This is a genomic window from Actinocorallia sp. B10E7, assembly GCF_039871655.1.
In the GTDB taxonomy this organism is placed as follows: Bacteria; Actinomycetota; Actinomycetes; order Streptosporangiales; family Streptosporangiaceae; genus Actinocorallia.
Genome location: NZ_JBDPLZ010000005.1, coordinates 665,075 through 691,388 on the forward strand (window position 1 = coordinate 665,075; position 26,314 = coordinate 691,388).

Here is a 26,314-nt window from a genome sequence, read left to right on the forward strand (position 1 = left end):
AGCACGTGAGCAAGGTGTACGTCGTCGGCGTCGGAATGACGAAGTTCGAGAAACCCGGCCGGCGAGAGAACTGGGACTACCCGCAGATGGCCCGCGAATCCGGCACCAGGGCCCTGGAGGACGCCGGGATCGCCTACGGTCTCGTCGAGCAGGCCTACGTCGGCTACGTCTACGGCGAGTCGACCTCCGGCCAGCGCGCCGTCTACGAGCTGGGCATGACCGGCATCCCGGTCTTCAACGTCAACAACAACTGCTCGACCGGCTCCACCGCGCTCTACCTCGCCGCCCAGGCGATCCGCGGCCGGCAGGCCGACTGCGTGCTGGCCCTCGGCTTCGAGAAGATGCAGCCCGGCTCGCTGGGCTCCACCTTCGAGGACCGCGAGCAGCCCATCGCCCGGCACATGCTGGCCCTCGCCGAGATCTCCGAGGTGCGCTTCCCGCCGGCCCCCTGGATGTTCGGCGCCGCGGGACGCGAGCACATGCGGCGGCACGGCACCACCGCCGAGCACTTCGCCATGATCGGCTGGAAGAACCACCGGCATTCGGTGAACAACCCGTACGCGCAGTTCCAGGACGAGTACACGCTCGACGACATCCTGGCCGCGCCGATGATCTACGACCCGCTCACCAAGCTGCAGTGCTCGCCGACCTCCGACGGCTCCGGCGCGGCGATCCTGGCGAGCGAGGACTTCGTGGACGCCCACGGCCTGGCCGGGCAGGCCGTCGAGATCGTCGGCCAGGCCATGACCACCGACTTCGGCGAGACGACCTTCGACGGCACCTGCAAGGGCCTCATCGGTCACGACATGAACGTCCAGGCCGCCCGCCAGGTGTACGAGCAGTCCGGGCTCGGCCCGCAGGACTTCCAGGTCATCGAGCTGCACGACTGCTTCTCCGCCAACGAACTCCTCCTGTACGAGGCCCTCGGCCTGTGCAAGGAGGGCGAGGCCGGCCACCTGATCGACTCCGGCGACACCACCTACGGCGGGCGCTGGGTCGTCAACCCGTCCGGCGGCCTCATCTCCAAGGGCCACCCCCTCGGCGCGACCGGCCTGGCCCAGTGCGCCGAACTCGTCTGGCAACTGCGCGGCCGGGCCGACGCCCGCCAGGTCGACGGGGTCACCGCCGCGCTACAGCACAACATCGGCCTCGGCGGAGCCGCCGTGGTCACCGCCTACCAGCGCGCCGAGCGCTGAACGACACCCGAACCAGAAGGAGAGAACCCCATGGGACACATCGAGACGAGCAAGCACCTGGCCGCCCCCGCAGACCGCGTCTGGGCCGCGATCGCCGCCCCGGCGGCCTGGGGCGACTGGCTGACCATCCACGCGGGCTGGCTGGAGGAGCCGCCCGCCACCCTGGCCGTCGGCGCCCGCCTGGTGGAGAAGGTCGTCATGCTCGGCATGGCCAACAAGCTGGAGTGGACGGTCGAGACGCTGGAGGCCCGCAGCCGCGTCGTCATCGAGGGCAAGGGCATGGCGGGCGTGAAGTCCCGGTTCGAGTTCGCGCTCGCGCCCGAGGGCGAGGGCACGACCGTCCGGATCATCGCCGAGTTCGAGGGCTCCATGATCGTCGGAGCGCTCGGCAAGGCCGTGGAGAGGGACGCCGCCAAGAACCTCGCCCAGAGCCTGGACAACCTGGCGAAGGCGACGGCCTGACCATGGGCGAAGAGCTGAGATTCGACGACTCCGGGCTCGGCGTCTGGGCCGAGGAGACCGAGTTCGAGGTCACCCGCGAGCGCATCGTCGAGTACGCGCGGGCCACCAACGACCCGATCCCGGCCCACCTGGCGGGCGACGTCGCGCCGCCCGTGTTCGCGATCGTCCCGGTCTTCGAGGCGCTCATGATGCCCGCCCTGGACGTCGTGCCGATCGAGCTGATCGGCCGCCTCGTCCACGGCGAGCAGGATTTCCACTTCCACCGCCTGATCCGCCCCGGCGACCGGCTCGTCTCGCGCGGCCGGATGATCGGCTACGAGGGCCTGCCCAACGGGACCCGCTCGACCATCCACGTCGAGTGCCGTGACCAGGACGGCGAGCTGGTCAACGAGCAGTACGTCACCGCCTTCTTCCGCGGCTTCGACGCCGGGACGAAGAAGGGCGAGTCCGGCCCCGCGCACGCCTTCGACGAGACGCTGCGCGGGCTGGCCCCCGTCCTGGAGACGTCCCAGCACCTCGACGCCGACCAGACCTTCAGGTACGCCCCGGCGGCGGGCGACCCGATGCCCATCCACCTGGACGAGCAGGTCGCCAAGGACGCCGGGCTGCCCGGGATCATCGCGCACGGCCTGTGCACGATGGCCTTCACCTCCTGGGCCGTGCTCACCGGGCTCGCGGACGGCGACGTCCACCGGCTGCGGCGGCTGGCCGTGCGCTTCGCCCGGGTCGTCCTGCCCGACTCCGACCTGACCACCCGGGTCTGGCGAGCCGCGACCTCGGGCGGCGTCACCTCTTACGCGTTCGAGACGTCCGTCGGCGGCGAGGTCGTCGTCAAGGACGGCCTCGCCGAGATCGTCCACTGACCACCATCGGAAAGGCAGGCAGGCACATGGGTGCACTGGAAGGACGCGTCGCGGTCATCACCGGCGCGGGCCGCGGGATCGGACGCGAGCACGCGCTGCTGTTCGCCCGCGAGGGAGCCGCGGTGGTCGTCAACGACCTCGGCGGCGGCAACGACGGCAGCGGCGCGGACAGCGGGCCCGCGCACGAGGTCGTGGAGGAGATCCGGGCCCTCGGGGGCAGGGCCGTGGCCGACGGCGGGAACGTCGCAGACTGGTCGGACGCCCGGGCACTGGTCGACCGGGCCGTCGCGGAGTTCGGACGGCTGGACGTGGTCGTCAACAACGCGGGCATCCTGCGGGACGGCTTTCTCGCCGGGCTCGAGGAATCCCAGTGGGACGCGGTGATCGCCGTCCACCTGAAGGGGCACGCGGCGGTGCTCCACCACGCCGCCGCGTACTGGAAGGCCGAATCCAAGGCCGGGAGGCAGCCGAACGCCTCGGTCGTCAACACCGCCTCGGCGTCCGGCCTGACCCTGCCGAACGCCGGGCAGGCCAATTACGGCGCGGCCAAGGCGGGCATCGCGGCGCTGACCCTGGTCGCCGCGGACGAACTGGAACGCTACGGGGTGCGGGTCAACGCCATCGCGCCGATCGCGCGCACCCGGCTGACCCTGGCCACCCCGGGCATGGGCGCGATCTTCGCGCAGGAGGTGGCCGAAGGCGAGTTCGACGCCTTCTCCCCGGCGAACATCGCGCCGCTCGTCGCCTACCTCGCCACCGAGAAATGCCCGCACACCGGGCAGGTCTTCGCGGTGCAGGGCGGCTCCATCCAGCGGCTGGCCGGCTGGTCCGTCGCGGCCACCGCCGAGACCGACCGGCCCTGGACCGTCGACGAGGTCCGGCGCGGGCTCGCCGAATGGGCGTGGTCGTGATGCTCGAATGGTCCGAGAGCGACCTCCTGGTCCGCGACACCGTCCGGGAGTACCTGGAGAAGGAGGTGCGTCCGCGGCTCGACGAACTCGAACACGGCGACCTGCCGCCCTACGACCTCATCCGGGGGCTGTGGCGCTCCTTCGGCATCGACGCCCTGGCCCGTGAGACGTTCGCCGGGATGCTCGCGGCCGAACGCTCCCGGAGCCGGGGTGAGCGGAGGACCGGGGGCCCGACCGGGATCGGCGGCGCCGAACAGGCGGGCATGATCATGCTCGCGGTCGCCGAGATCTGCCGGATGTCGATGGGCATGGTCTCGACGGTCGGCGTCAGCCTCGGGCTCTGCGCGGGGACGATCATGTCGCGCGGCACTCCGGAGCAGAAGGAACGCTGGCTGCTGGATCTGCTCACCTTCGACAAGGTCGGCGCGTGGGCCATCACCGAGCCCGACGCGGGCTCGGACGCCTTCGGCGGCATGAAGACCACCGTCACCCCCCGCGGCGACGGCTACCTGCTCAAGGGGCAGAAGACCTTCATCACCAACGGCCCCGACGCCGACACGCTCGTCGTCTACGCCAAGCTCGACGACGGCACCGGGGTTCCTCCGCGCGGCCGCCCGGTCCTGGCCTTCGTTCTGGACCGGGGCATGGACGGACTCACCCAGTCCCGGCCGTTCCGCAAGATGGGCATGCACTCCTCCCGCACCGGCGCGCTGTTCTTCGACGACGTCTTCCTGGAGCCCGATCGGCTGCTGGGAGGCATCGGCGGGCTCTCGGACGGACGTGCGAGCGCCCGCGCGAACTTCACGATGGAACGCCTGGGCGTGGGGGCGATGTCCCTGGGCGTCATCGAGGAGTGCCTGCGTCTGTCGGTCGACTACGCCAGGACCCGCGAGCTGTGGGGCCAGAAGATCGCCGAATTCCAGCTCATCCAGCTCAAACTGGCCAGGATGGAGGTGGCTCGCCTCAACGTCCAGAACATGGTCTTCCGCGCCGTCGAACAGCTCCGCGCGGGCCGGCAGCCCACCCTCGCGGAAGCCTCCGCGGTCAAGCTCTACTGCTCCGAGGCAGCCGCCGAGGTGGCCATGGAAGCCGTCCAGCTCTTCGGCGGAAACGGCTACATGTCCGAATACCGGGTCGAGCAGCTGGCCCGCGACGCCAAATCTCTGATGATCTACGCGGGGAGCAACGAAGTCCAGGTGACCCACATCGCCAAGGACCTCCTGACCCGCTGATCCGCCCCGGCCGCGCGGTAGCGCACTACCGCGCGGCCGACCGGAGTCCGCTGTGCGTGATCTCGCTCCCATCACGGACGAAGCGGGCCCGGGGAAGCATGGCATCCGGCTTTTCAGGAGAGGAGGGATCTGGGAGATCGCCTCGCTCGTTGGGAGGAGACCGCCGGATCGATCAGCGGTGACCGCCGGAACGGGCAGCGGGTAGGAGGACGGGATGGAGATTTCGGCACTCGGATGGGGTCTGACGATCGGTTTCATCGCCGCCCTGTTCGTCCTGGACCTGGGGCTGGGCGTGCTGCGGCCGCACCACGTGGGGTTCAAGGAGGCGGCGGCCTGGTCGACGTTCTACATCCTGGTGGCCCTCGGGTTCGGCGTGGTGCTGGCGAGCCAGGTCGGGTGGGACTACGGCGGGCAGTACTTCGCCGGGTACATCGTCGAGAAGAGCCTGTCGGTCGACAACCTCTTCGTCTTCGTGATCATCATGTCGACGTTCGCGGTGCCCGACCGGCTCAAGCAGGAGGCCCTGACGTTCGGGATCCTGCTGGCGCTGCTGCTGCGGGCCGTCCTCATCGCGCTGGGCGCGGCGCTGCTGTCGCTGTTCTCCTTCATGTTCCTGCTGTTCGGGCTGCTGCTGCTGTGGACGGCCGTGCAGCTCTTCCGGCACCGCAACGAGGACCCGAACATCGAGGACAACCTGCTGGTGCGGGCCTCCCGGAGGTTCCTGCCCGTCACCGACGAGTACGTGGGCGGGCGCCTGATCGCCAACATCGAGGGCCGGAAGGTGGTGACGCCGCTGTTCGTCGTCCTGGTCGCCATCGGGGGCACGGACATCCTGTTCGCGCTCGACTCCATCCCGGCGGTGTTCGGCGTGACGCAGGAGGCCTACATCGTCTTCGTGGCCAACGCGTTCGCGCTGCTCGGCCTGCGGGCGCTGTTCTTCCTCGTGACCGACCTGCTGGACCGGCTGGTGTACCTGTCGACGGGCCTGTCGCTGATCCTGGCGTTCATCGGCGTGAAGCTGGTCCTGCACTGGGCCCACGACCTCAGCGACGCGGTCCCGGTCATCACGACGCCGTTCTCGCTGGGCGTCATCGGGGTGATCCTCCTCGTCACGACGGTGGCCAGCCTCGTCAAGGTCCGCCTCGACCCGACGGCCCGCGCCCACGCCGGTACCGTCGTGGTGAGGCGCGCTCCGGGGGCCCGGGCCGAGGGTCAGGAGGAGGAGTGAGGCGGCTTCTCGGATAGCTGGTGGAGGATGCGGTCGCCGCCGCCCAGCACGTGCTTCCGCCCGTCCAGGACGATGTCGACGGGGGCGGCGGCGCCCGGCTTCGCCTGCACCAGCACCTGGTCGTGGCTGATCTGGAAGTGCAGCCAGTGGCCCCGGTAGCGCAGGTCGAAGTCCAGCCACTTGAGGGTGTCGGGCAGGCAGGGGTGCAGCCGCAGCGCGTCGGCCCGGGTCTCCAGTCCGGTGTAGCAGCGCTGGAGGATGTCCACGGTCCCGGCCATCGCGCCCAGGTGGATCCCCTCCCGGGTGGTGCCGCCCTGGGTGTCGGCGAGGTCCGCGGAGAGCGCCTCGCGCAGCAGCGCCCAGGAGTCCTGGCGGTTGCCGCGGGACATCACCCAGGAGTGCACGACCCGGCTGAGCGTGGAGCCGTGGGTGGTGCGGGCCTGGTAGTAGGCCACCGTCTCGGGGATGGTCTCCGGGTCGAAGCCGTAGCCGAGCCGCTCCAGGATCGCGGTGAGCTCCTCGGCGCTCAGCAGGTAGAAGAGCATCAGCACGTCGGCCTGCTTGGACGCCTTGTAGCAGTTGGTGGAGTCCTCCTCGGCCTCCAGGATGAGGTCGAGCCTCCCGAGGTCGCCGTACCGGGCGAGGTAGGAGTCCCAGTCCAGTTCCTTCAGCTCGGCGTAGCCCTCGAACTGGCCGATCAGCCCGCCGGGCAGGAACGGCACGTGCAGCCTGCGGCTGATGCGGTCCCACTGCTCGAGCTCGTCCGGGGTGACGCCCAGCCGCTGCCACAGGTCCTCGGTGTGGTGCCCGCCGAGGATCTTGTGCGCCTCCCTGACGCGGGCGAGCGTCCAGGCGGTCATGATGTTGACGTAGGCGTTGTCGTCCAGGCCGCCGCCGGGGCGGTCGGGGTGGCCGTCGTGGAACTCGTCCGGCCCCATCACGCCGCGCAGGTGGTAGCGGTCGTCCCGGGGGTCGTGTTCGGCGAGGGACGACCAGAAGCGGGCGATCTCGACGAGGAGTTCGGCGCCGTAGGCGGCGAGGAAGTCGACGTCGGCGGTGACCTGATAGTAGAGCCAGATGTTGTAGGCCACCGCGAGGTTGATGTGGTACTGCCGCCGCGAGTTGTCGGGCATCCAGCGTTTCGACCTGGGGTTGAAGAACTGCCGGGGCGTCTCCTCCCGCCCGTCGCTCCCGCTCTGCCAGGGGAAGAGGGCCCCGGCCGCCCCGGCCTCGCGGGCCAGGCGCCGGGCCTGGGGGAGGCGGCGGTAGCGGTACAGCAGCAGGGCCCTGGTCAGTTCCGGCATCCGCAGGTTGAGGATCGGGAAGACGAACAGCTCGTCCCAGAAGATGTGCCCCCGGTAGCCCTCACCGTGCAGGCCCCGCGCCGGGACGCCCACGTCGAGGTCGGCGGTGTTGCGTGACAGGGTCTGCGCGACGTGGAAGACGTGGAGGTTGAGGGCGCGCCGCTCGGCCGTCCCGTCGTCGCCCTGGAAGGACAGGTGGAAGCGCTTCCAGAGGTGTTCCCAAGCCAGGACGTGCGCGTCGCGCAGCGACTCGAAGCCCGGGGCGTCGGCGAGTTCGTCGCGGGCCGCCTCCAGCGGCTCGGAGATGGCCTTGTCCCGCGAGGTGAAGACCGTGACGGTCTTGTCGACCGTCACGGGGGCGCCTGACGAGATGGTGAGACGCAGCTCGTTCCCCACATGGCGGGGGCCTTGGAGGGGCTTGGAGATCGCGATGACGGGCTGGTTCTCCCGGTGCAGCAGGGTCCGCGCGGCCTGGGCGACGCAGACGTCGGACTGGTTGGTCTCGCAGGCCAGCCAGTACGTGTCGCCGTGGTGGCCCATGGTGGGTTCGTTGAGGTGTTCCTTGGCCAGCGCGGAGAACTCGGCGACGTTGTCGTTGCGGACCTCTCCGTCCAGCAGGCTGCGGACGCGGATCGTCCCTTTCCAGTTCAGCGGGGTGATGGTGGTGCGCAGAGCCGCCACGTGGGGCCGGTCCAGCGAGACCAGCCGCTCCTGCTGGAGGCGGGTGTGGCGCTGCTCGGGGTCGCGGACGACCACCTCCCGCAGGAGGATGCCGCGCTGCATGTCCAGCACTTCATGCCGGTGTTCGACCTTGTAGCCGTCGGGGGTGAACCAGGCTCCGTCCTCGGGCCGGAAGGTGACGGGCAGCCAGTTCGTGACGTTGACGATGCTCTCGTCGCTCCTGACATGCCCGTCCACCTCCGAGGTGAGCCGGTTGTAGACGCCGGCGACGTAGGTGGCGGGGTAGCGGATGCCGTCGGCGGAGGCCTCCGGTGCCGCGCCCCGCGTGGCCAGGTAGCCGTTGCCGAGGGTCAGCAGCGCCTCCCGGGTCGCATCATCGGTCGGGTCGGCCTCGGTGTAGGAGAGCAGCCACTGGCCGGCCGGTATCTCGCACAGGGAGCAGACGAGGTGGGTGGTCATGATGCCTACGCTGCCCTATGACAGCCTTGGTCAAAACCGGACTTACCTCACTGGTTCGCCCGCCGATCGGCCCTTGGAGGCTCCCCCGGGTCAGCTCTTGCTGGAGCGGATGGCGTCCCGGATCCGGTCGGTGAGCGCCGTGACGGGGCCGAGCAGCAGGTTCTTGGTGGCGGACTCGGTGCCCGGATGCGGGTGGGTGGGCGCGGTGGCCTCGGCCGCCTTCACCGCGGTGACCAGTGTGCGCAGCTGGCTCGCGCCGAGGTGGTTGCGCAGCTGCGGGAACTCGTAGCGCTCCTCTGCGCGGGCGTGGGTGAGGACGGACATCCGCAGGCGGTCCAGCATCGACATGAAGTTCGGGTCGTCGGTGTCCATCTTCTCCAGCGTGGACAGCAGCTCCTTGGCCTTGGCCTCCTCCTTGAGCCGGTCTTCGACGAGCGCGGGGCCGTGGGGCAGGGCTCTGCGCGCCATCGGATGGACGATCTCCTCTTCGGCGGTCTCGTGGATGGCGAGCAGGCGCACCAGCTGCGCGAAGGACCGCTTTCTCTCCTCGCCCGAGCTCATCAGCGTCTGCATGAACAGGTGGCGGATCTGCGCGTGCTGCTCGACGAGCAGGTCGATGACGTCGGTGTGCTTGGTGGAGGTTTGGGCCATGTCGGTTCCTTCCAGGGTGTCGATGTTGTGGCCCTTACCCGACTTCCGCATGCCTATGACCTGTTGTGGGGTGAGAAAAGTAATGAAATCTTTATTGTTGTGAGACATGGTTGATGCGGGTAGGGGCGGGGTGAATCCAGCGATCCATGCCGATCGCAGCGCTCTGAAAGGAATGGTCATATGGCGTTCAATCCTCTCGAACACCGTGGAATCCCTTTGGAAAAGCAGGTGCGCAGCTGGCGTGAGCTGAACGTCGAACCGATCGATCCCGACAACTGCGACCCCTACACCCGGTGCCGCGTCATCACGATGAACGGCATCGAGGTCGAGGCCGTCATGTTCAGCCACCACCTCAACCGGGTCTGCGCGGACATGGAGGTCAAGCAGAGGCTCGCCGAGGTCCGCTACGTCGAGCAGCAGCAGCAGAAGGCGGTGAACTGGCTGCTCCCCGGCCAGGCCTCGGTGCTGGAGACCACGATCGCCTACGAGCAGGTGGCGGTGGACCTGACCGGCTGGGTCGCCCGCATGGAGCCCGACCCCTACCTGCGCCAGGCGTACGAGTTCGGGGTCCTGGAGGACTTCGACCATCTCTACCGGTACGCCAACCTCTTCGAGATGATCGAGCACCGCAAGGCCGAGGAGATCGTGGACGGCCTCACCGAGGTCATGCCGGGCCGCCCCACCGTCCAGCACCACCGGCACCCCGCCGACAACCTCAACGAGCCCTACGACCGCGAGTCGGCCGCCCCGCTGTCCAAGCTGCACGCGCTGACCATCATGGCGGCCGAGCAGCAGACCATGAACTTCTACATGAACGTGGGCCCCCAGTACATGGAGCCGATCGCCCGGCAGCTCTACCAGGAGATCGGGATGATCGAGGAGGAGCACGTCACCCACTACGAGTCGCTCGTCGACCCCGGCGAGACCTGGTGGGAACGGCTCGTCAACCACGAGTACAACGAGTGCTACCTGTACCACTCGTTCATGGAGACCGAGAGCGACCCCAAGATCAAGGCGATCTGGGAGCTGCACCTCAACATGGAGCTCGCGCACCTGCACGCGGCCTGCGACCTGATGCGCACCTACGACGGGCGCGACCCGGAGAGCATCCTCGCCCCCGAACTGCCCGCGCCCGTCACCTTCGAGCCCAACAAGCGGTTCATCCGCGACCTGCTGGCCAACCAGGTGGACCTCACCAAGCTCGGCACCGGCTACGTCTGGGAGGCGCACGAGCGCTTCGAGAAGATGCAGCGGGAGCTCATGGGCGGCCGCCCGCCCGCCAGCGAGGAGGTCATCACCGAGCACCGCGACCGCATGGGCGGCGACTACCGCATGGAGACCGAGGGCCCCCACCCGATCGACCGGCTGCGCCAGTAGCGGACCCGGAGACCGAGCGCCGCCGCCTCCCTTCTCGGAGGCGGTGGCTCCGGGCGTCTCTCAGTCCCCGGCGAGGTCGCGCCGCTCGAACGCGAACAGGCCCACCCCCGCCAGGCCCAGCCCGAGCACGGTGAGGACGGCGGCGGGGACCGCCGCGAAGGGCTCGGAGGGGAAGATCGCCAGATGGTGGAAGGGCGAGACCCCCAGCACCCACTCCGGCCAGTCCAGGCCGGGCCCGATCGTCTCCACCAGGAAGGCGGTGAAGACGAGGGCGGCGGGGAGCGCGACGGCGGCCCGGGGCACGAGGGCGTAGACGAGCACCGCCAGGCCGGTGAAGAACACCGTGACGGGAAGGCTGTTGAGCGCCGCGCCCAGCACGTCCCACAGGGGGACGCCGGAGTCCGACAGGAGGGTGCCCGCCCACATCAGCAGGCCGGCGGCGACGGTGATGAACACGCCCCCGGCGACGGCCAGGGCGAGATGGCCGCCGAGCCAGTGCGAGCGGGAGACCGGACGGGTGAGGACGGCGTCCAGCCGGCCCGAGGACTCCTCGGCCCTGGCCGCGCCGATCCGCCAGCACGCGTAGAGCGAGATCAGCATCCCGACCAGCATGCCCATCATCCCGATGAACGACGAGACCACCTGGCCGACGTCCCAGCCGATGGCCTCCAGCGCCTTGCGGTAGGAGGGGTCGTCGGCGATGAAGCTCATGACGGCCTCGACCAGCAGGCCCATCACCAGCGAGTACAGGCCGATGCCGGTCGCCCAGCCGAACAGCATGCCCCGGGTGTTGCGCCAGGCGAACGCGGTGGGCCCGCCCAGCAGCCGGTCCCGGGGAGGCCGGCTGTCGCGTTCGGCCAGCAGCGACCCGCCGGTGTCGCGCAGGCGGCGCAGCCGGGCCGCGGCCGCCGTCAGGACGAGCGGGGCGAGGATCAGCAGGGCCAGCGCCGTCCAGTTCGGATCCCGGAAGGCGTGGAGCTCGTCCATCCAGCCGTAGGGGGTGAGCCAGCGCAGCCCGCCGAGGGCGTCGTCGCTGTTGGCGACCCCCCGGACGAGGTAGGCGCCGCCGAGCGCCACCGCGGTGAGCGCGGTGGTGCGGCGGCGGATGGCGAACAGCTGGGAGAGGACGGCGGCGACCCCGGCGAAGGCGCCCCCGAACCCGGCGAGGCCGAGCCCGAAGACCACCGAACCCGCGGGCTGCGCGCCGGTCGCGATCAGCGTCACCGTGACGGTGGCGCCGATCAGCAGGAGGGCCGAGCCGATCACCAGCGTCTGCGCCAGCAGGACCCGGCCCGCGCCGACGGGGCCGGTGAGGATGAACTCCGCGCGTTCGGACTCCTCCTCGCCGCGCAGCAGCCGCCCGGTGACGAGCAGCGCCCAGATCGCGGCGATCGACTGCATGAACCAGCCGGCGTCCCAGGCGACGAATCCGCCCACGGTGTCGGCGGCGTGCGGGAAGCCCTGCATCATCCGGACGGCCGGGCTGTCCTGGAACTGGGCCAGGGTGGAGCGGGAGGCGGGGTCGGGGTAGGTGGCGACGTAGCTGAGGGCTTCGACCGCGGCGAAGAAGGCGAGCCCGAGCGCCATCAGCAGGGTGCCGCGCCGGATGAGGCGGACGTTCAGCCCGAGGACGGCACGGGCGGCGGCGGCGTCCGTGGTCCGGGCGTGCGCGGGCTCGGCGGCGAGGAGGGCCATCGGCTGCTCCTATCCGTCGAGGCGGGTCGCCGGTTCGGCGTCCTGCGTCGTCGGGGTCTCGTAGTAGGTCATGAAGATCTCCTCCAGGCTGGGTTCGTGGCTGCGCAACCTGGTCAGCCCGGCCCGGGTGAGACGTTCCAGCAGCGGTACGGGGGAGCCGGTGACCGTCACCCGGATCCCGTCGTCGGGGATGGACTCGACGGAGGTGACGCCGGGCACGCCGGAGAGGTCGGGCGCCGGGCCGTCGAAGGCGGCGTCGTAGACGGTGGCGTTCATGCTTCGCAGATCGGCGAGGGTGGCGACCTCGATCAGCCTGCCGTCCCGCAGGATCGCCACCCGCTCGCAGACGTCCTCGACCTCGTCGAGGATGTGCGAGGACAGGAAGACCGTCTGGCCGCGGGCGGCCGCCTCCCTGGTCAGCGCCTGGAACTCGGCCTCCATGAGGGGGTCGAGCCCGGCGGTGGGCTCGTCGAGCAGCAGGAGGTCGGGGCGGGTCATGAACGCCGCGACCAGCGCGACCTTCTGCCGGTTGCCCTTGGAGTAGGAGCGGGCCCTCAGGCTCGGGTCCAGCCGGAGCCGCTCGATGAGCTCGTCCCGGTAGGCGGTGTCCACCCGGCCGGACAGGCGGCCCAGGTAGGTGAGGATCTCCATGCCGGTGAGCTGCGGCCACAGCGACACGTCTCCGGGCACGTAGCCCAGGTGGCGGTGGGCGGCCCGCACGTCGCCGACCGGCACGCCCATGATCCACGCCTGCCCGGACGTGGGCCGGATGAGGTTGAGCAGCAGCCGGATGGTGGTGGACTTGCCGGCCCCGTTGGGGCCGAGGAAGCCGAAGACCTCCCCCCGGGGGACCTCGAGGTCGAGCCCCTCCAAAGCGACCACACGTCCGAAGTGTTTGGTCAACTGCTCGGTCCTGATCGCCGCGTCCGTCACCCGGCACCTCCGCCTCTTCTTCTGTGCCTCACAGGCTAGGGGGGACCGGCAGGGGAGAGCTACAGGTCCAAAGTCCCTGATGGGCGGCGTTCGCTCGCGGGACCCGGGGGTAGGGGACGTTTCGGGGAGGGGAAGACCATGACGAGCACCGAACCGCGCAAGCGAGTGGAACCCACGCGATACGCAGCCGAGTCGCCGCCGGTCGTGCGGGAGCCCTTCTGGGCGGCACCCGTGCGCGGGGCGTTCGGCGCGGCCAGCAGGCTGCGCGGCGGGCACGTCTTCCACCCCGCGGGCTCCATGTACGCGGCGACCCTGACGATCGACCACGGGGACTTCCTGCGGGGCGTCGGCGAACACAGGACATATGAGGCGGTGGTCCGGGTCTCCAAGGCGCTGTCCCTGCCCGGGGGACTGCCGGACTTCCTGGGGATCGCCCTGCACATCCCCACCTCGGAGGGGCTGCTCGACCTGCTGTTCGCCACGACCGGCCGCCGGGTGGGGCTGCGTCACGTCCTGGTGCCCCGCAGTTCGTTCACCTCCGGCGCCTACACCACCCTGATGCCCTACTCGATCAGGGGCAGGACCGCCGTCCTCGGCCTGTTCCCGCAGTCGAGCAGGCGGATCCCGGCCCGGCTGGAGGAGTTCGACCGCGCCGTCGCCGAGGCGCCGCTGGCCTTCCGGATGGCGAGCGCCTCCCCGCTCGGCCCCTGGCGGCCCCACGGCACCCTGCGCGTCCACACCCTCTGGTCGGGAAAGGACCTGGGGGCCTTCGACCCGGAACTGCACAACGTCCCGGACCTCCACCCCACCGGCCCCTTCCAGACCGTCCGCCGCCTGGCCTACCAGGGCTCCCGCGGCTCCCGCGGCGAGTAGCGGCGGTCATACGAAGGTCGTACGCTGCTCCGCCGCCGGGCCGATCCGGAGCGGCCGGGGGCCTGCGTACGCTGCGGTGATGACCGTGAAGACGCTGGAGCGGCTGCGGCGGCACCCCCGGATCGTGGACCTTCTGTGGACGCTTCCCCTGTTCGCTTACTCCCTGGTCTTCATGCCGACCTCGCTCGGCCCCGCCGCCGCGGAGCTGCCGCCGGACCCGTTCCTCCTGGCGATGATCTTCGGGCTCCTGACCCCGCTGATCTGGCGCAGGAGATGGCCGCGCGGCGTGTTCGCGGTCGTCGCCCTGGTCTCGTTCGCGCAGTGGCTGGCCGGGGTGAACCCGCACATGGCCAACGTGTCGGTGCTGATCGCGCTGTACACGGTCGCGTCCCGCTCGACGGTCCGGTGGGCGCTGGCCGCGGCGGCCGTCAGCGTGTTCGGGTTCGCGCTGCCGGTCTTCGACGGAGACCAGGGCGTCAAAAACGCGCTGAAAGCGCTGGCGACGATGGCCGTGTTCATCGTGGCGATCCTCGTCTTCGGCATCTACCTGCGCACCCGGCGCGCCTACCTGCAGAGCCTGGAGGAACGCGCCCTGCAGGCCGAGCAGGAGCGCGACACCCAGGTGCGGATGGCGATGGCGGCGGAACGGGCCAGGATCGCGCGCGAACTGCACGATGTCATCGCCCACAACGTCAGCGTCATGGTCGTGCAGGCCGACGGAGCCGCGTACGCCATCGACACCGACGTGGAGCGGGCCAGGAACGCGCTGGAGACGATCTCCACCACCGGCAGGCTGGCGCTGGGCGAGATGCGGCGGCTGCTCGGGGTGCTGCGGGAAAGCGACGACACCGGCTCCTACACCCCGCAACCAGGGGTCGATCAGCTCGGCGAGCTGGTCGAGCAGGTACGTGAGGCCGGTCTTCCTCTGGAGTTCACGGTCGAAGGCGAGCCGAAGGAGTTGCCGCAAGGACTTCAGCTCTCGGTCTTCCGCATCGTCCAGGAAGCCCTCACCAACGCCCTGAAGCACGCGGGTCCGGGTGCGAGCGCGTCTGTAAGGCTCCGCTACACGGACGGCGGAGTGGAGATCCAGGTCCGGGACGACGGCCGCGGCGCCGCCGAGGCCGAGAACGACGGGAAGGGGCACGGGTTGGCCGGGATGCGCGAACGCGCGGCGCTGTACGGGGGGACGGTACGGGCGGAACCCGTCCCGGGCGGCGGCTTCGAGGTGGCCGTGCGGCTTCCCGCCGGGGAGGCGGTCCGATGATCAAAGTGGTGCTCGTCGACGACCAGGAGCTGGTCAGAGCCGGTTTCCGCATGGTCCTGGACGCCCAGCCCGGCCTGGAGGTCGTGGGCGAGGCGGGGGACGGCCTGCAGGCGCTCGAACTGCTGCGCGCGACCCGGGCGGACGTCGTCCTCATGGACGTGCGGATGCCCCGGATGGACGGCATCGAGGCCACCCGCGGGATCGCCGCCGCCGGGCCCGCCGGGATGAAGGTGATCATCCTGACCACCTTCGACCTGGACGAGTACGCCTTCGCCGCGATCAAGGCGGGGGCAGCCGGGTTCCTGCTGAAGGACACCAGGCCCGCCCAGCTGGTCGAGGCGATCCACGCGGTGCACTCGGGCGACGCGGTGGTGGCTCCCAGCACGACGCGCCGCCTGCTGGAGCGCTTCGCCGGCCACCTGCCCGACCCCGGGCGCGCCCCGGCCGCCCCTCCCGGAGCCGAGGGGCTGACCGAACGGGAGCGGGAGGTCCTGCTCCTGGTGGCCAGAGGCCTGTCGAACGCCGAGATCGGCAGGGAGCTGCACGTGGCGGAGGCGACGGTCAAGACGCACGTCGGTCGCATCTTGACCAAGCTGGACCTGCGCGACCGGGTGCAGATCGTGGTGTACGCCTACGAGACGGGCCTGGTGCCGCGGAGCTGAGCCGGGCGGCCACCGACTGAGGTCGTACGGCTCCGGTCGTACCGGGGCCGCGCGGGTCAGCCGGAAGAGCACGGGATCGCGAGACCTGCGCCCGATGGCCGCGCGTCCGCCGCTTCCTAGCGTTGATCACGTCCCTTCCTGCCTGATCGAGTCCAGGAGTACGCCGTGACCGGCATCGCCCCCAGCCCTCCCCTTCGGGATCCCCGTCCGCCCGCTCCTGCCGTGGCGGCCGTCGACGTCGTCAAGATCTACGGCCGCGGCGACGCCGCCGTCCACGCGCTGCGTGGTGTCACCGTCGAGTTCGCCCGGGGCGGGTTCACCGCGATCATGGGGCCGTCCGGCTCCGGCAAGTCCACGCTCATGCACTGCCTCGCCGGGCTCGACACCGTCACCTCCGGTGCGGTGCTGATCGGCGGCACCGACCTCACCGAGCTGGACGACAAGCGGCTGACCCTGCTGCGCCGCGAGCGCGTCGGGTTCGTCTTCCAGTCCTTCAATCTGGTGTCCACGCTGACGGCGCGGCAGAACATCCTGTTCCCGCTGGAGCTGGCGGGCCGCAAGCCCGAGGCGCCGTGGTTCGACCAGGTCGTCGACGTCCTGGGGCTGCGGGAGCGGCTCGGCCACCGCCCGTCCGAGCTGTCGGGCGGCCAGCAGCAGCGGGTGGCGTGCGCGCGGGCGCTGCTGTCCCGGCCCGAAGTGATCTTCGCCGACGAGCCGACCGGGAACCTGGACTCGGCGACCGGCCGGGAGGTGCTCGGGCTGCTGCGCCGGTCGGTCCGCGACCTGGGCCAGACCATCGTCATGGTCACCCACGACCCGGTGGCCGCCTCGTTCGCCGACCGCGTGGTCTTCCTGAGGGACGGGCTGATCGTCGACGAGCAGCACGGCCCGACGCCCGACGGCGTGCTGGACCGGCTCAAGCGGCTGGAGCGCGCATGACCGGGCTGATCCTGGCGAGGCTGGCCGCCCAGCGCGCGCGGCTGCTGCTCACCGCGCTCTCCGTCGTCCTCGGGGTGGGCTTCATCACCGGCACGTTCGCGCTCGGCGACCTGATGCGCGCCGGTTTCACGCAGGAGTTCGCCGGTTCCGCCGACAAGGTCGACGTGGCGGTGCTGCCGTCCGGCTCCGGTGAGGAGCTCCCCGCCGGGCTGCTGGAGAGGATCCGCGTGCTGCCGGGAGTGGTCGACGCGCGGGGCATCGTCCGGGGCGAGGCGCCGCTGGTGGGCCGGGACGGCCGCAGCCACGGGAACATGACGACGCTCGGCTTCTCGCTGCCGGCCGACGGGCCGCTGCGGCGCTACACCGTGCTGGAAGGCCGGGTCCCGGCGGCGCCGGACGAGGCGGTGCTGAACGAGAGCCTGGCGGAGGACACCGGTTTCCGTCCGGGGGAGCGGATCCGGGTGCTCGACCAAAGCGGAACGGCGCGCGCCTTCCGGCTGGTGGGTGTCGTCGACGTCGGCATCGACGGGAAGCTCACCTCGCGGGGCGGGGTGGGCTTCACCGAGGAGACCGCCGTCCGGATGACCGGCAGGAAGGGCTACGTCGAGATCGACGTGGCGGGCCGGGTGACGCCCGAGCGGGTGCGGGCCGCCCTCGGCGGCACCGGATCCGGCGTCGAGGCGATCACCGGAGAGGAGCTGGGCAGCCGGCTGTCGACGGCGGCCGGAGCCGACGTCAAGGCGATCACCGCCGGGGTGCTGGCCTTCGGGTTGATCTCGCTGCTGGTCGCCGGGCTGGTCATCGCCAACACGTTCACGATCCTGGTGGCGCAGCGGGCGCGGGAGCTGGCGCTGCTGCGCTGCTTGGGCGCCACCCGCCGGCAGGTCTTCGGCGCGGTCGTCGCCGAGGCCGCGCTGGTCGGAGTCGTCGGCTCGCTGGCCGGGCTGGCCGTGGGGCTCGGGTTGGGCGCCGGAGGGGCGGCGGCGGTGAACGCCCTGGGCATGGAGGTCCCGGTGGGGGTGTCGCTCAGCCTCCGGACGGTCGTCGTCGCGCTGTCCGCAGGCACGGCCGTGACGGTGCTGTCGGCGCTGCCGCCCGCGTTCCGCGCGACCAGGGTGGCGCCGCTGGCCGCGCTCCGCGCCGAGCCGGAGCCCGGTGAACGGTCCTTCCGGCTGGGACGCGCCCGCTGGGCGCTCGCCGTCCCGTCCGCGTGCGGGAGCCTGGCGCTGACCGTCCTCGGGCTGAGGATGACGCCGGGGGAGGAGGCGATGTTCACCGTCGCGGGCGGCGGGGCGCTGGCGTTCCTCGCGGTCGTCGCGGTGATGCCGCTGCTGGTGCGGGCGATCGGCCTGCCCGCGGGCGGCCGGTTCGGCCGGCTCACCGGGCTGCCGGGGCGGCTCGCCGTCCAGAACGTGCGGCGCACGCCGCGCCGCACCGCCGCCACGACCGTCGCGCTGACCGTCGGGGTCGGTCTGATGAGCCTGTTCGCCGTGGTGGGGGCCAGCGGCAAGGAGACGGCCGACCGCAGGATGTTCGAGCAGTTCCCCATCGACTACCGGCTGCACACGGCGGCCACCGGGCACACGATTCCGCGTTCGGTGGCCGAGGAGCTGCGCGGTCAGACCGGGAGGTTCTCCTCGGTCACCCGGATCCGCTCCGTCGAGACGAGGTTCGGCTCGGACGAGCAGCTGGTGGCGTCCGTCACGCAGACGTCGCTGGGAACCGTGGCGAGACCGGAGATGAAGCACGGATCCCTGGCGGATCTGCGAGAGGGCACGGTCCTGGTCAGCGAGGCGTTCGCCGCCCGTGAAGGGCTCGCCCCGGGAGAAGCGGTGCCGGTCCGGACGGAGAGCGGGACGGCCCGGGTGAAGGTCTCCGCCGTCTACGCGGGAGAAGCCGGAATGATCCCCGACATCATCCTCCCCGAAGCGGACTTCACCCGGTACTTCGGGCAGGTGGACGACACCGCCGTCTACGTCAACATCCGGGAGGGCACCCCGGTGGCGGAGGCGAACGCGGCCGTCGACGCGGCCGTGCGGCCCCACCCCCTGGTGAAGGTCTCCACGGGCGCCGCGATGAAGGCGGAGTTCGCCAAGGCCATCGACACCCTGGTCGGGATCTTCGCCGGACTGCTCGGGCTGGCCGTCCTCATCGCGCTGTTCGGGATCGTCAACACGCTGACCCTCTCGGTGGTCGAGCGGACCAGGGAGACCGCGCTGCTGCGGGCGCTGGGCGTCAGCCGCGGGCAGCTGCGCGGCATGCTGTCCACCGAGGCGGTGATCATGTCGCTGCTCGGTGCGGTGGTGGGTGTGCTGCTCGGCACGCTGTTCGGCTGGGCCGCGACCCGCTCGCTCTTCTCGAGCTTCGCCTTCAGCCTCCCCTACGGGCAGATCCTGCTGTACCTCGTGCTGGCGGTGGCGGCCGGGCTGCTCGCCGCCGTCCTGCCCGCGCGGCGGGCCGCCAAGGCCTCCATCGTGGAGTCCCTGAGCGCGGGCGGCGCGTAGCCGATCAGCCGCCGATGGAACGGCGGGCCTCCGGGTGGAGGAGGATGCCGCGGCGGTAGATGACGGACAGGTCCGCGGTGGTGATCATGCCGAGGACGCGCTGCCCGTCGGTGACCACCGCGACCAGTTCGCGTTCCACCGGACGGGTGGAGAGGAGGTCGGCGGCAGGGGCGTCAGGGCCCTGGAGGTTGTGCTCGGGGATCGGGGTCATGTGGTCGCGGACCCGGGTGCCGTGCCGGTCCTCGGGAAGCCGGGCGAGCAGGTCGGCGTGGACGACGCCGACAGGCCGCCCCTCCACGTCCACGACGGGGAAGACGTTCTGGTGGGAGAAGGCGACGGTCTCGCGGAGGAAGGCGCCGACCTCCTGCCAGTCGAAGGCGCAGTCGGGCGAGGGGTTCATGACCTCGCCGACCCGGACGTCCTTGAGCGCGTCGCGGACCAGGCGCGCGGTGCCCTCGGCCTTGGCGGAGACGATGAGGAACCAGCCGATCAGCATCGTCCACAGCCCGCCGCCCGACTGGGTGAAGAGCACCTGCGCGCCGCCCAGGAACACCAGCGCCAGGCCGACCGAGCGCCCCGCGCGGGCCGCGGCGAGGTCGGCGCGCGTCAGGTCGTGGTAGCGGCGCCACAGGATCGCCCGCAGTACCCGCCCGCCGTCCAGGGGGGCGCCGGGCAGCAGGTTGAACACGCCCAGCAGCACGTTCATCAGCGCCAGCCAGGCCAGCGGCTGGACCAGCAGCACGGGGGCGTCCAGGACGAACGCGACGAAGGACCCCACGCCGAACAGCACGCCCAGCGCGAAGCTGGCCAGCGGCCCGGCCGCCGCGATCGCGAGGTCGGCCTGCGGGGTGGGCGCCTCGTCCTCCAGTTCCGACACCCCGCCGAGCATCCACAGCGTGATCGAGTGCACCCGCACCCCGCGCCGCAGCGCGACCAGGCTGTGCGAGAGCTCGTGCACCAGCAGGCAGGCGAAGAACACCAGGGCCACCGGCACGGCGATCGCCCAGTAGACCTCCGCGGGCCGACCGGCCTCGGCCCGGGGCAGCACCCCGGTGGCCAGGATCAGTGTCACCAGGCCCACGATGAACAAGGCCGACCACTGGGCCCCGATCTTGATGCCGGACACCCGTCCGAGGGGAAGGACCTTGCTCATAACGTCACCGTCCGTTTTGGACAACCAAGGGGTGTTCTGGGGCTCTTCTCTTCATCATGGCCACGATCGGGGGATCACGCACAGGGACCAAGGTCACCCCGGTGCGCGGCATCCCTCCCTCGGCGGGTCCGGCGCCGGACCCGCGGGGGCCGTCCGGTGCCGGGCGCCTGTTGACTACGCTCCGGCCGCTCCCTATCGTTTCGCCATAGATAACGATGTATCCATAGATGGAACGACCGTCCGGGGTGTTTCCGGACGGAGGGGGAGCGCGGATGCCGGACGGGCCGTTGGAGGGGCTGCGGGTACTGGACGTCTCGACCATCCTGGCAGGACCGCTGTGCGCGCAGATCCTCGGGGACTTCGGCGCCGACGTGCTGAAGATCGAGCACCCGACGAAGCCCGACGGGATGCGGGGGCACGGCAGGTCCAAGGACGGGCACGCGCTGTGGTGGAAGGAGATCTCCCGCAACAAGCGGACGATCGGCCTCACCCTGTCGGAGCCCGAAGGCGCCGAGGTGCTGCTGCGGCTGGTGGAGCGCTCCGACGTCCTGATCGAGAACTTCCGGCCGGGCACCCTGGAGAAGTGGGGCCTGGGGCCGGAGCGGCTGCACGAGGCCAACCCGGGGCTGGTCATCGTCAGGGTCACCGGCTTCGGGCAGGAGGGGCCCTACGCGGCACGTGCCGGGTTCGGGACGCTCGCCGAGGCGATGAGCGGGTTCGCCCACCTCACCGGCGACCCGGACGGGCCGCCGACGCTCCCCGCGTTCGGACTGGCCGACAGCGTCTGCGGGATCGCGGCGTCCTCGGCGGCGATGATGGCGCTGTTCCACCGGGAGAGGTCGCCGGACAAGCGCGGCCAGGTCGTCGACATGAGCCTGCTGGAGCCGCTGATGACGGCCGTCGGACCGTCCCCGACCGTCTACGACCAGCTCGGGATCGTGGAGATGCGGCACGGCAACCGCTCCACCAACAACGCGCCGCGCAACACCTACCGGACCTCCGACGGGTACTGGCTGGCCGTGTCCACCAGCGCCCAGACGATCGCCGAACGCGTCATGCGGCTCGTGGGGCACCCCGAGGTCGTCGAAGAGCCCTGGTTCGCCAGCGGGCGGGGCCGCGTCGAGCACGTCGAGCTGCTCGACGGGCTCGTCGGCGACTGGATCGGCGCGCGGACCCGGGCCGAGGTGATCGAGGCCTTCACCGAGGCCGGCGCCGCCGTCGCGCCCGTCTACGACGCCAGGGACCTGGTCGAGGACCCGCACGTCAGGCGGACCGGGATGCTCACCGAGGTCCCCGACCCCGACCTGGGCCGGCTGCTCATGCACAACGTCATGTGGCGGATGTCGAGGACCCCGGGGCGGATCCGGTTCACCGGCCGCGAGCACGGCGCGGACACCGACGCCGTGCTGGCCGAGGAGCTCGGCTACGACGCCGCGAAGGTGGCGGCCCTGCGCGAGAAGAAGATCATCAGCTGACCCGGCGGCCCGGGAGCCCCCGGCGGATCCTAGGACAGGAGCAGAACGTGAGCGGATTCGAGCTCGTCGTGAAGAACGTCCTGGTCGTCAACCATGACCAGGACGAGCCGGTCGCCGCGGACATCGCGGTACGCGACGGCAAGATCGCGCAGGTGGCGCCCGGCATCGACGTGACCGGCGTGCCGCGGGTCGTGGACGGCGAGGGGAAGCTCGCCTTCCCCGGCGTCGTGGACGCCCACCAGCACTGGGGCATCTACAACCCGCTGGCCGAGGACACCGTCAGCGAGAGCCGCGCCGGCGCGCAGGGCGGCGTCACGACCGCGCTGAACTACATGCGCACCGGCCAGTACTACCTCAACAAGGGCGGCCCGTACGCCGACTTCTTCCCCGAGGTCCTGGCCGCCTCCGAGGGCCGCGCGTACGTCGACTACGCCTTCCACCTCGCCCCGATGTCCCAGGGCCACATCGCGGAGATCCCGGACCTGGTGGAGCGGTTCGGCGTCACCTCGTTCAAGGTCTTCATGTTCTACGGCGGCCACGGGCTGCACGGCCGCTCGGCCGACCAGAACTCATTCCTGATGATCCCCGAGGGCGAGCGCTACGACTACGCGCACTTCGAGTTCGTCATGCGCGGCGTCCAGGCGGCCCGCGAGAGGTTCCCGCACCTGGCCGACGAGATCTCGTTGTCGATGCACTGCGAGACCGCCGAGATCATGACCGCCTACACCAGGCTGGTGGAGGAGGCCGGCGAGCTGTCCGGCCTGGCCGCCTACAGCGCCTCCCGCCCGCCGCACTCCGAGGGCCTGGCCGTCTCGATCGCCTCCTACCTGGCGCACGAGACCGGGCTGCCGACGATCAACCTGCTGCACCTGTCGGGCCGCAAGGCCGTGGACGCCGCGGTGCGCATGTCCAAGGCGTTCCCGCACATCGACTTCCGCCGCGAGGTCACCGTCGGCCACCTGCTCGCCGACATCGAGACCGCCAGCGGCATCGGGGGGAAGGTCAACCCGCCGCTGCGCCCGCGCGAGGACGTCGAGGCCCTGTGGGAGTACGTGGCCGACGGCACCGTCGACTGGGTCGTCAGCGACCACGCCTGCTGCCGGGACGAGGCCAAGTTCGGTTCCGACCGCGAGGACGTCTTCCTCGCCAAGTCCGGTTTCGGCGGCGCGGAGTACCTGCTGCCGGGCCTGGTCACCGAGGGCCGCAAGCGGGGGGTCTCCTACGGCCGGATCGCGGCGCTGAGCTCCTACAACCCGGCGGTCCGGTACGGCCTGCGCGGCAAGGGCGTCCTGGCCGCCGGATACGACGCCGACATCGCGCTGGTCGACCCGAACGCCACCTGGACGGTCCGGGCGGAGGACTCCGAGTCCACCCAGGAGTACACCCCGTTCGAGGGCTTCGAGCTCACCGCGAGGGTCACCGACACCTTCCTGCGCGGCATCCGGATCCTGGAGGACGGCAAGGTCGTGGGCACTCCGGCGGGCAGGTACCTGGCCCGCCCCTACGCCCGGGACTGAACCGGAGGGACGGAGGGGCCTCGGGGGAGGCTCCTCCGGCCGTCAGCAGCCGCGCATCTCCTGCTCGATGAGCTCGAACTGGACGCGCATGGCCTCGGACATCGCGTGGACCGCCGACATCGGGCGGAGCATCACGCAGAACTCCTGGATGAGCCCGTCCTCGTTCATCGTCAGGAAGTCGCACCCGTGGATCTGGGTGTTGTCGATCCGCGCCTTGAAGACCAGGGCGTGCTCCTCGCCGTCCTCGATCTCCTTGACGTAGTGGAAGTCCTGGAAGACCCGCATGGCCCCGCGGAGGATCGCGAACACCATCTCCTTGCCGTGGTAGGGCTTGAAGGCGACGGGACTCAGGAAGGTCGCGTCCTCGGCGAGCAGGTCGCGGACCGCGTCCAGGTCCTGCTTCTCCACTGCGGTACGGAACGGGTGCAAGGCGGCCACCTTACTGCGATAAATGCCAATAGGGGGTAAAGCAGGCAATCGGTGTGAATCTTATGTGGCGGGCACCGGGCTCGGAACGGTTAGCCTCCTGGGAATGAACAGGCTGGTGACCGCTTCGGGGGAACTGGAGCTCACGCGCTTCCCCCACCGCCCCCAGGACCCGCTGCGCGCCTGGGACGCGGCGGACGAGTATCTGCTGCGCCACCTCGACGAGACGGGCGGGCCCCAGGGGGCCCTCGCCGTCCTGGGGGACCGCTGGGGGGCGTTGACGACGGCGCTGGCCGCCCACGGCCCCGTGCAGATCTCCGACTCCTTCCTGGCGCGTTCCGCCACCCGGGAGAACCTGCTGAGGGCCGGGCACGAGCCCGCGGCGGCGACCCTCCTGACCACCCGGGACGCCCCGCCGGAGCGGGTGGACACCCTGCTGGTGCGGGTGCCCAAGAGCCTGGCGCTGCTGGAGGACCAGCTCCACAGGCTGCGCCCGTCGCTGCACCCGGGCACCGTGGTGGTGGGGACGGGCATGGTCAAGGAGATCCACACCTCCACGCTGCGGCTGTTCGAGGAGATCATCGGCCCCACCCGGACGTCGCCGGCAATGAAGAAGGCGCGGCTGATCTTCGCGACGCACGACCCGTCCCTCGGCCCCGGGCCCGGCCCCTGGCCGCTCGGCTACTCCCTGCCCGAGGGGATCGGAGCGGTCTCGGGGCGCACCGTCGTCAACCACGCCGGGGTCTTCTGCTCCGACCGGCTCGACATCGGCACCCGGTTCCTCCTGGAGCACCTGCCGCGGCTGCCGGGAGCGCGGAGGATCGTCGACCTGGGCTGCGGCAACGGCGTGCTCGGGCTGGCCGCCGCGCTGACCCACCCCGACGCCGAGATCGTCTGCACCGACGAGTCCTACCAGGCCGTCGCCTCCGCCGAGGACACCTTCCGCGCCAACGGGCAGGCCGACCGGGCGGTGTTCACCGCCGCGGACGCGCTCGGCTCCGTCGCGCCCGGCTCGGCCGACCTCATCCTCAACAACCCGCCGTTCCACTCCCACCAGGCCACGACCGACGCCACGGCCTGGCGCATGTTCCAGGAGGCCAGGCGCGCCCTGGCGCCGGACGGCGAGCTGTGGGTCGTCGGCAACCGGCACCTGGGCTACCACGTGAAGCTCCGCCGGATCTTCGGCAACTGCTCGACCGTCGCGGGCAATCCCAAGTTCGTCCTCCTGCGCGCGGTCAGGCGCGGACGCTGACCGGCGAGCCGCCCTTGCCCGTCCGCTCCTCCCACTCGGCCAGTTCGTCCTCGACGGTGCCGCGCCGGGCGGCGTGCAGCCCCAGCGCCAGCTGCGGCACCAGGAGCACGGCCAGGAACCCGATCGGGACGTCCCAGCCGCCGGTCCGCTGGTGGAGCACGCCGATCAGCATCGGCCCGGGAACGGAGAACAGGTAGCCGAGGCTCTGCGCGAAGGAGGACAGCCGGGCCACCCCCTCCTGGGAGCGGGCCCGCAGCCCGATCATGGTGAGGGCCAGCGGGAAGCCCGCGCCGCCCAGCCCCAGCAGGACAGCGCACGGCCAGGCCAGCGCGCCGGGGGCCAGGAGCAGCCCGGCGTAGGCGGTCAGCGCGCTCAGGCAGAACACCCACACCAGCGGGCGCTGGTCGGGCAGCCGGGCGATCAGCCCCGGCAGGAAGGGGGTGAGCGGCACGACCAGGCCCAGCGCCACGGCCAGCATCACCCCGGCGGTGCCGGCGGGGATCCCGGCGTCCTGGTAGATCCGCGGCAGCCAGCCCATGACGGCGTAGGCGGTCGTCGCGTTCACCGCCAGGTAGACGGCCATGCCGCGGGCGATCCGGCTGTGCCTCAGCGGAGGCAGCCGGTGCGGCGCGGGGGCGTGCACGGGCTGGGAGACCCGGCTGCGGGCCGCGCTCAGCAGGGCCGCCGCCGAGAGCAGCGCCCAGATCCCCAGGCCCCACCGCCAGGAGCCCAGCGCCGCGGCCAGCGGGACCGCCGCGGCGGCGGCGACGGTGGCGCCGCCGGTGAGGCCCGTCGAGTACATCGCGGTCATCCGTTCGACCCGGCCGGGGAAGGAGCGGCTGACGACCGCGGGCAGCAGCACGTTCGCCACCGCCACCCCGCCCATCGCGAGCATGGTGAACAGCAGGAAGACCCAGGCTCCGGGGGCCAGCGCCCGGACCGCGAGCCCGACGGTCAGCGAGGCCATCCCCGCCATGATCACGGCCACCGGCCCGAACCGGCGGGACAGGGCCGGCGCCAGCGGGCCGAACAGGGCGAAGCACAGGGTCGGCAGGGTGGTCAGCACCCCGCTGAGCACGCCGTCCATGCCCAGTGAGGACTGCAGCTCCGGAAGCAGGGGCCCGACCGTGGTGGCGACCGGGCGCAGGTTCAGCGAAGTGAGCAGGACCAGCAGGACGAGGGGGAGGGAGTGCGGCGGCAGCCGACGGGGGGTCATACGACGGATCATAAAATCATTGGATGAATTATGGAAATGAG

22 protein-coding genes are annotated in these 26,314 nt (G+C 71.2%); 15 read left to right on the plus strand and 7 right to left on the minus strand.

Going from position 1 to position 26,314, the window contains the following annotated elements; translation table 11 throughout:
• Window positions 1-5 precede the first annotated feature (5 nt).
• The 6 genes from ABGB12_RS20975 (at window position 6) to ABGB12_RS21000 (ending at window position 5,892) form a co-directional block, all read left to right on the plus strand.
• Entirely contained in the window at window positions 6-1,196 is a 1,191-nt protein-coding gene (locus ABGB12_RS20975; protein WP_347680409.1) for a lipid-transfer protein, read from the plus strand.
• A 30-nt stretch (window positions 1,197-1,226) separates the two neighbouring features.
• The gene (locus ABGB12_RS20980) at window positions 1,227-1,658 is read left to right on the plus strand and encodes an SRPBCC family protein (RefSeq protein ID WP_347680411.1); all 432 of its coding nucleotides are present in this window, start codon (window positions 1,227-1,229) and stop codon (window positions 1,656-1,658) included.
• A 2-nt stretch (window positions 1,659-1,660) separates the two neighbouring features.
• On the plus strand, window positions 1,661-2,521 hold the full coding sequence (locus ABGB12_RS20985; RefSeq protein ID WP_347680413.1) for a MaoC/PaaZ C-terminal domain-containing protein: 861 nt from the start codon (window positions 1,661-1,663) through the stop codon (window positions 2,519-2,521).
• A 26-nt stretch (window positions 2,522-2,547) separates the two neighbouring features.
• Window positions 2,548-3,432, plus strand: a complete 885-nt coding sequence (locus ABGB12_RS20990; RefSeq protein WP_347680415.1) for an SDR family oxidoreductase — start codon at window positions 2,548-2,550, stop codon at window positions 3,430-3,432.
• Window positions 3,417-4,664 carry an acyl-CoA dehydrogenase family protein gene (locus ABGB12_RS20995; RefSeq protein WP_347680417.1) on the plus strand — a complete coding sequence of 416 codons (1,248 nt, stop codon included), beginning with the start codon at window positions 3,417-3,419 and terminating at the stop codon, window positions 4,662-4,664. Before ABGB12_RS20990 ends, ABGB12_RS20995 begins: the two co-directional genes overlap by 16 nt.
• A gap of 214 nt (window positions 4,665-4,878) precedes the next feature.
• Window positions 4,879-5,892 carry a TerC/Alx family metal homeostasis membrane protein gene (locus tag ABGB12_RS21000; protein ID WP_347680419.1) on the plus strand — a complete coding sequence of 338 codons (1,014 nt, stop codon included), beginning with the start codon at window positions 4,879-4,881 and terminating at the stop codon, window positions 5,890-5,892.
• Here ABGB12_RS21000 and ABGB12_RS21005 read toward each other — a convergent pair.
• Window positions 5,877-8,336, minus strand: a complete 2,460-nt coding sequence (locus tag ABGB12_RS21005; RefSeq protein ID WP_347680421.1) for a glycosyl hydrolase family 65 protein — start codon at window positions 8,334-8,336, stop codon at window positions 5,877-5,879. The genes ABGB12_RS21000 and ABGB12_RS21005 overlap by 16 nt on opposite strands.
• Window positions 8,337-8,426: 90 nt before the next feature.
• On the minus strand, window positions 8,427-9,038 hold the full coding sequence (locus tag ABGB12_RS21010; protein WP_347680423.1) for a hemerythrin domain-containing protein: 612 nt from the start codon (window positions 9,036-9,038) through the stop codon (window positions 8,427-8,429).
• A 165-nt stretch (window positions 9,039-9,203) separates the two neighbouring features.
• Between ABGB12_RS21010 and ABGB12_RS21015 the strand changes: the two genes are divergently transcribed.
• Window positions 9,204-10,364: a hypothetical protein gene (locus ABGB12_RS21015; protein WP_347680425.1), complete on the plus strand. Its 1,161-nt coding sequence runs from the start codon at window positions 9,204-9,206 to the stop codon at window positions 10,362-10,364.
• Window positions 10,365-10,424: 60 nt separating this feature from the next.
• On the opposite strand, the gene ABGB12_RS21020 is transcribed toward ABGB12_RS21015, so the two are convergent.
• Window positions 10,425-12,059, minus strand: a complete 1,635-nt coding sequence (locus ABGB12_RS21020; protein WP_347680426.1) for a hypothetical protein — start codon at window positions 12,057-12,059, stop codon at window positions 10,425-10,427.
• Window positions 12,060-12,068: 9 nt separating this feature from the next.
• Window positions 12,069-12,992 (minus strand): ABC transporter ATP-binding protein, encoded by a 924-nt coding sequence (locus ABGB12_RS21025; RefSeq protein ID WP_347680428.1) that lies wholly within the window; start codon window positions 12,990-12,992, stop codon window positions 12,069-12,071.
• A gap of 138 nt (window positions 12,993-13,130) precedes the next feature.
• Between ABGB12_RS21025 and ABGB12_RS21030 the strand changes: the two genes are divergently transcribed.
• The 5 genes from ABGB12_RS21030 (at window position 13,131) to ABGB12_RS21050 (ending at window position 19,234) form a co-directional block, all read left to right on the plus strand.
• A complete protein-coding gene (locus tag ABGB12_RS21030) occupies window positions 13,131-13,865 on the plus strand; it encodes a hypothetical protein (RefSeq protein WP_347680430.1) in 735 nt (244 codons plus the stop codon).
• Window positions 13,866-13,944: 79 nt separating this feature from the next.
• Window positions 13,945-15,129, plus strand: coding sequence for a sensor histidine kinase (locus ABGB12_RS21035; RefSeq protein ID WP_347680432.1), 1,185 nt, complete (start codon window positions 13,945-13,947; stop codon window positions 15,127-15,129).
• On the plus strand, window positions 15,126-15,791 hold the full coding sequence (locus tag ABGB12_RS21040; RefSeq protein WP_347680433.1) for a response regulator transcription factor: 666 nt from the start codon (window positions 15,126-15,128) through the stop codon (window positions 15,789-15,791). The genes ABGB12_RS21035 and ABGB12_RS21040 overlap by 4 nt, the downstream gene beginning before the upstream one ends.
• A gap of 222 nt (window positions 15,792-16,013) precedes the next feature.
• Window positions 16,014-16,730: an ABC transporter ATP-binding protein gene (locus ABGB12_RS21045; protein WP_347680668.1), complete on the plus strand. Its 717-nt coding sequence runs from the start codon at window positions 16,014-16,016 to the stop codon at window positions 16,728-16,730.
• Window positions 16,727-19,234 (plus strand): FtsX-like permease family protein, encoded by a 2,508-nt coding sequence (locus ABGB12_RS21050; RefSeq protein ID WP_347680435.1) that lies wholly within the window; start codon window positions 16,727-16,729, stop codon window positions 19,232-19,234. The genes ABGB12_RS21045 and ABGB12_RS21050 overlap by 4 nt, the downstream gene beginning before the upstream one ends.
• A gap of 4 nt (window positions 19,235-19,238) precedes the next feature.
• Here ABGB12_RS21050 and ABGB12_RS21055 read toward each other — a convergent pair whose 3' ends face one another.
• Window positions 19,239-20,387, minus strand: coding sequence for a site-2 protease family protein (locus tag ABGB12_RS21055; RefSeq protein ID WP_347680437.1), 1,149 nt, complete (start codon window positions 20,385-20,387; stop codon window positions 19,239-19,241).
• Window positions 20,388-20,659: 272 nt separating this feature from the next.
• Between ABGB12_RS21055 and ABGB12_RS21060 the strand changes: the two genes are divergently transcribed.
• Together ABGB12_RS21060 and ABGB12_RS21065 are read left to right on the plus strand one after the other, a co-directional pair.
• Window positions 20,660-21,862 (plus strand): CoA transferase, encoded by a 1,203-nt coding sequence (locus ABGB12_RS21060; protein ID WP_347680439.1) that lies wholly within the window; start codon window positions 20,660-20,662, stop codon window positions 21,860-21,862.
• 47 nt (window positions 21,863-21,909) lie between these two features.
• Window positions 21,910-23,379, plus strand: coding sequence for a dihydroorotase family protein (locus ABGB12_RS21065; protein WP_347680441.1), 1,470 nt, complete (start codon window positions 21,910-21,912; stop codon window positions 23,377-23,379).
• Between the two features lie 42 nt (window positions 23,380-23,421).
• On the opposite strand, the gene ABGB12_RS21070 is transcribed toward ABGB12_RS21065, so the two are convergent.
• Entirely contained in the window at window positions 23,422-23,817 is a 396-nt protein-coding gene (locus ABGB12_RS21070; RefSeq protein ID WP_347680443.1) for a nuclear transport factor 2 family protein, read from the minus strand.
• 94 nt (window positions 23,818-23,911) lie between these two features.
• Between ABGB12_RS21070 and ABGB12_RS21075 the strand changes: the two genes are divergently transcribed.
• Entirely contained in the window at window positions 23,912-25,057 is a 1,146-nt protein-coding gene (locus tag ABGB12_RS21075) for a methyltransferase (RefSeq protein ID WP_347680445.1), read from the plus strand.
• Here the strand turns inward: ABGB12_RS21075 and ABGB12_RS21080 are convergent.
• Window positions 25,041-26,273, minus strand: coding sequence for an MFS transporter (locus tag ABGB12_RS21080; RefSeq protein WP_347680447.1), 1,233 nt, complete (start codon window positions 26,271-26,273; stop codon window positions 25,041-25,043). The two genes, ABGB12_RS21075 and ABGB12_RS21080, sit on opposite strands and share 17 nt — an antisense overlap.
• Window positions 26,274-26,314 lie beyond the last annotated feature (41 nt).

Excerpts from the sequence above, each read along its gene's own strand:
- ABGB12_RS20980 (WP_347680411.1), top strand. The coding sequence starts at position 1,227 with ATGGGACACATCGAGACGAGCAAGCACCTGGCCGCCCCCGCAGACCGC.
- ABGB12_RS20985 (WP_347680413.1), top strand. The coding sequence starts at position 1,661 with ATGGGCGAAGAGCTGAGATTCGACGACTCCGGGCTCGGCGTCTGGGCC.
- ABGB12_RS20990 (WP_347680415.1), top strand. The coding sequence starts at position 2,548 with ATGGGTGCACTGGAAGGACGCGTCGCGGTCATCACCGGCGCGGGCCGC.
- ABGB12_RS20995 (WP_347680417.1), top strand. The coding sequence starts at position 3,417 with ATGGGCGTGGTCGTGATGCTCGAATGGTCCGAGAGCGACCTCCTGGTC.
- ABGB12_RS21000 (WP_347680419.1), top strand. The coding sequence starts at position 4,879 with ATGGAGATTTCGGCACTCGGATGGGGTCTGACGATCGGTTTCATCGCC.
- ABGB12_RS21005 (WP_347680421.1), bottom strand. The coding sequence starts at position 8,336 with ATGACCACCCACCTCGTCTGCTCCCTGTGCGAGATACCGGCCGGCCAG.
- ABGB12_RS21010 (WP_347680423.1), bottom strand. The coding sequence starts at position 9,038 with ATGCGGAAGTCGGGTAAGGGCCACAACATCGACACCCTGGAAGGAACC.
- ABGB12_RS21020 (WP_347680426.1), bottom strand. The coding sequence starts at position 12,059 with ATGGCCCTCCTCGCCGCCGAGCCCGCGCACGCCCGGACCACGGACGCC.
- ABGB12_RS21030 (WP_347680430.1), top strand. The coding sequence starts at position 13,131 with ATGACGAGCACCGAACCGCGCAAGCGAGTGGAACCCACGCGATACGCA.
- ABGB12_RS21035 (WP_347680432.1), top strand. The coding sequence starts at position 13,945 with ATGACCGTGAAGACGCTGGAGCGGCTGCGGCGGCACCCCCGGATCGTG.
- ABGB12_RS21040 (WP_347680433.1), top strand. The coding sequence starts at position 15,126 with ATGATCAAAGTGGTGCTCGTCGACGACCAGGAGCTGGTCAGAGCCGGT.
- ABGB12_RS21050 (WP_347680435.1), top strand. The coding sequence starts at position 16,727 with ATGACCGGGCTGATCCTGGCGAGGCTGGCCGCCCAGCGCGCGCGGCTG.
- ABGB12_RS21055 (WP_347680437.1), bottom strand. The coding sequence starts at position 20,387 with ATGAGCAAGGTCCTTCCCCTCGGACGGGTGTCCGGCATCAAGATCGGG.
- ABGB12_RS21060 (WP_347680439.1), top strand. The coding sequence starts at position 20,660 with ATGCCGGACGGGCCGTTGGAGGGGCTGCGGGTACTGGACGTCTCGACC.
- ABGB12_RS21075 (WP_347680445.1), top strand. The coding sequence starts at position 23,912 with ATGAACAGGCTGGTGACCGCTTCGGGGGAACTGGAGCTCACGCGCTTC.
- ABGB12_RS21080 (WP_347680447.1), bottom strand. The coding sequence starts at position 26,273 with ATGACCCCCCGTCGGCTGCCGCCGCACTCCCTCCCCCTCGTCCTGCTG.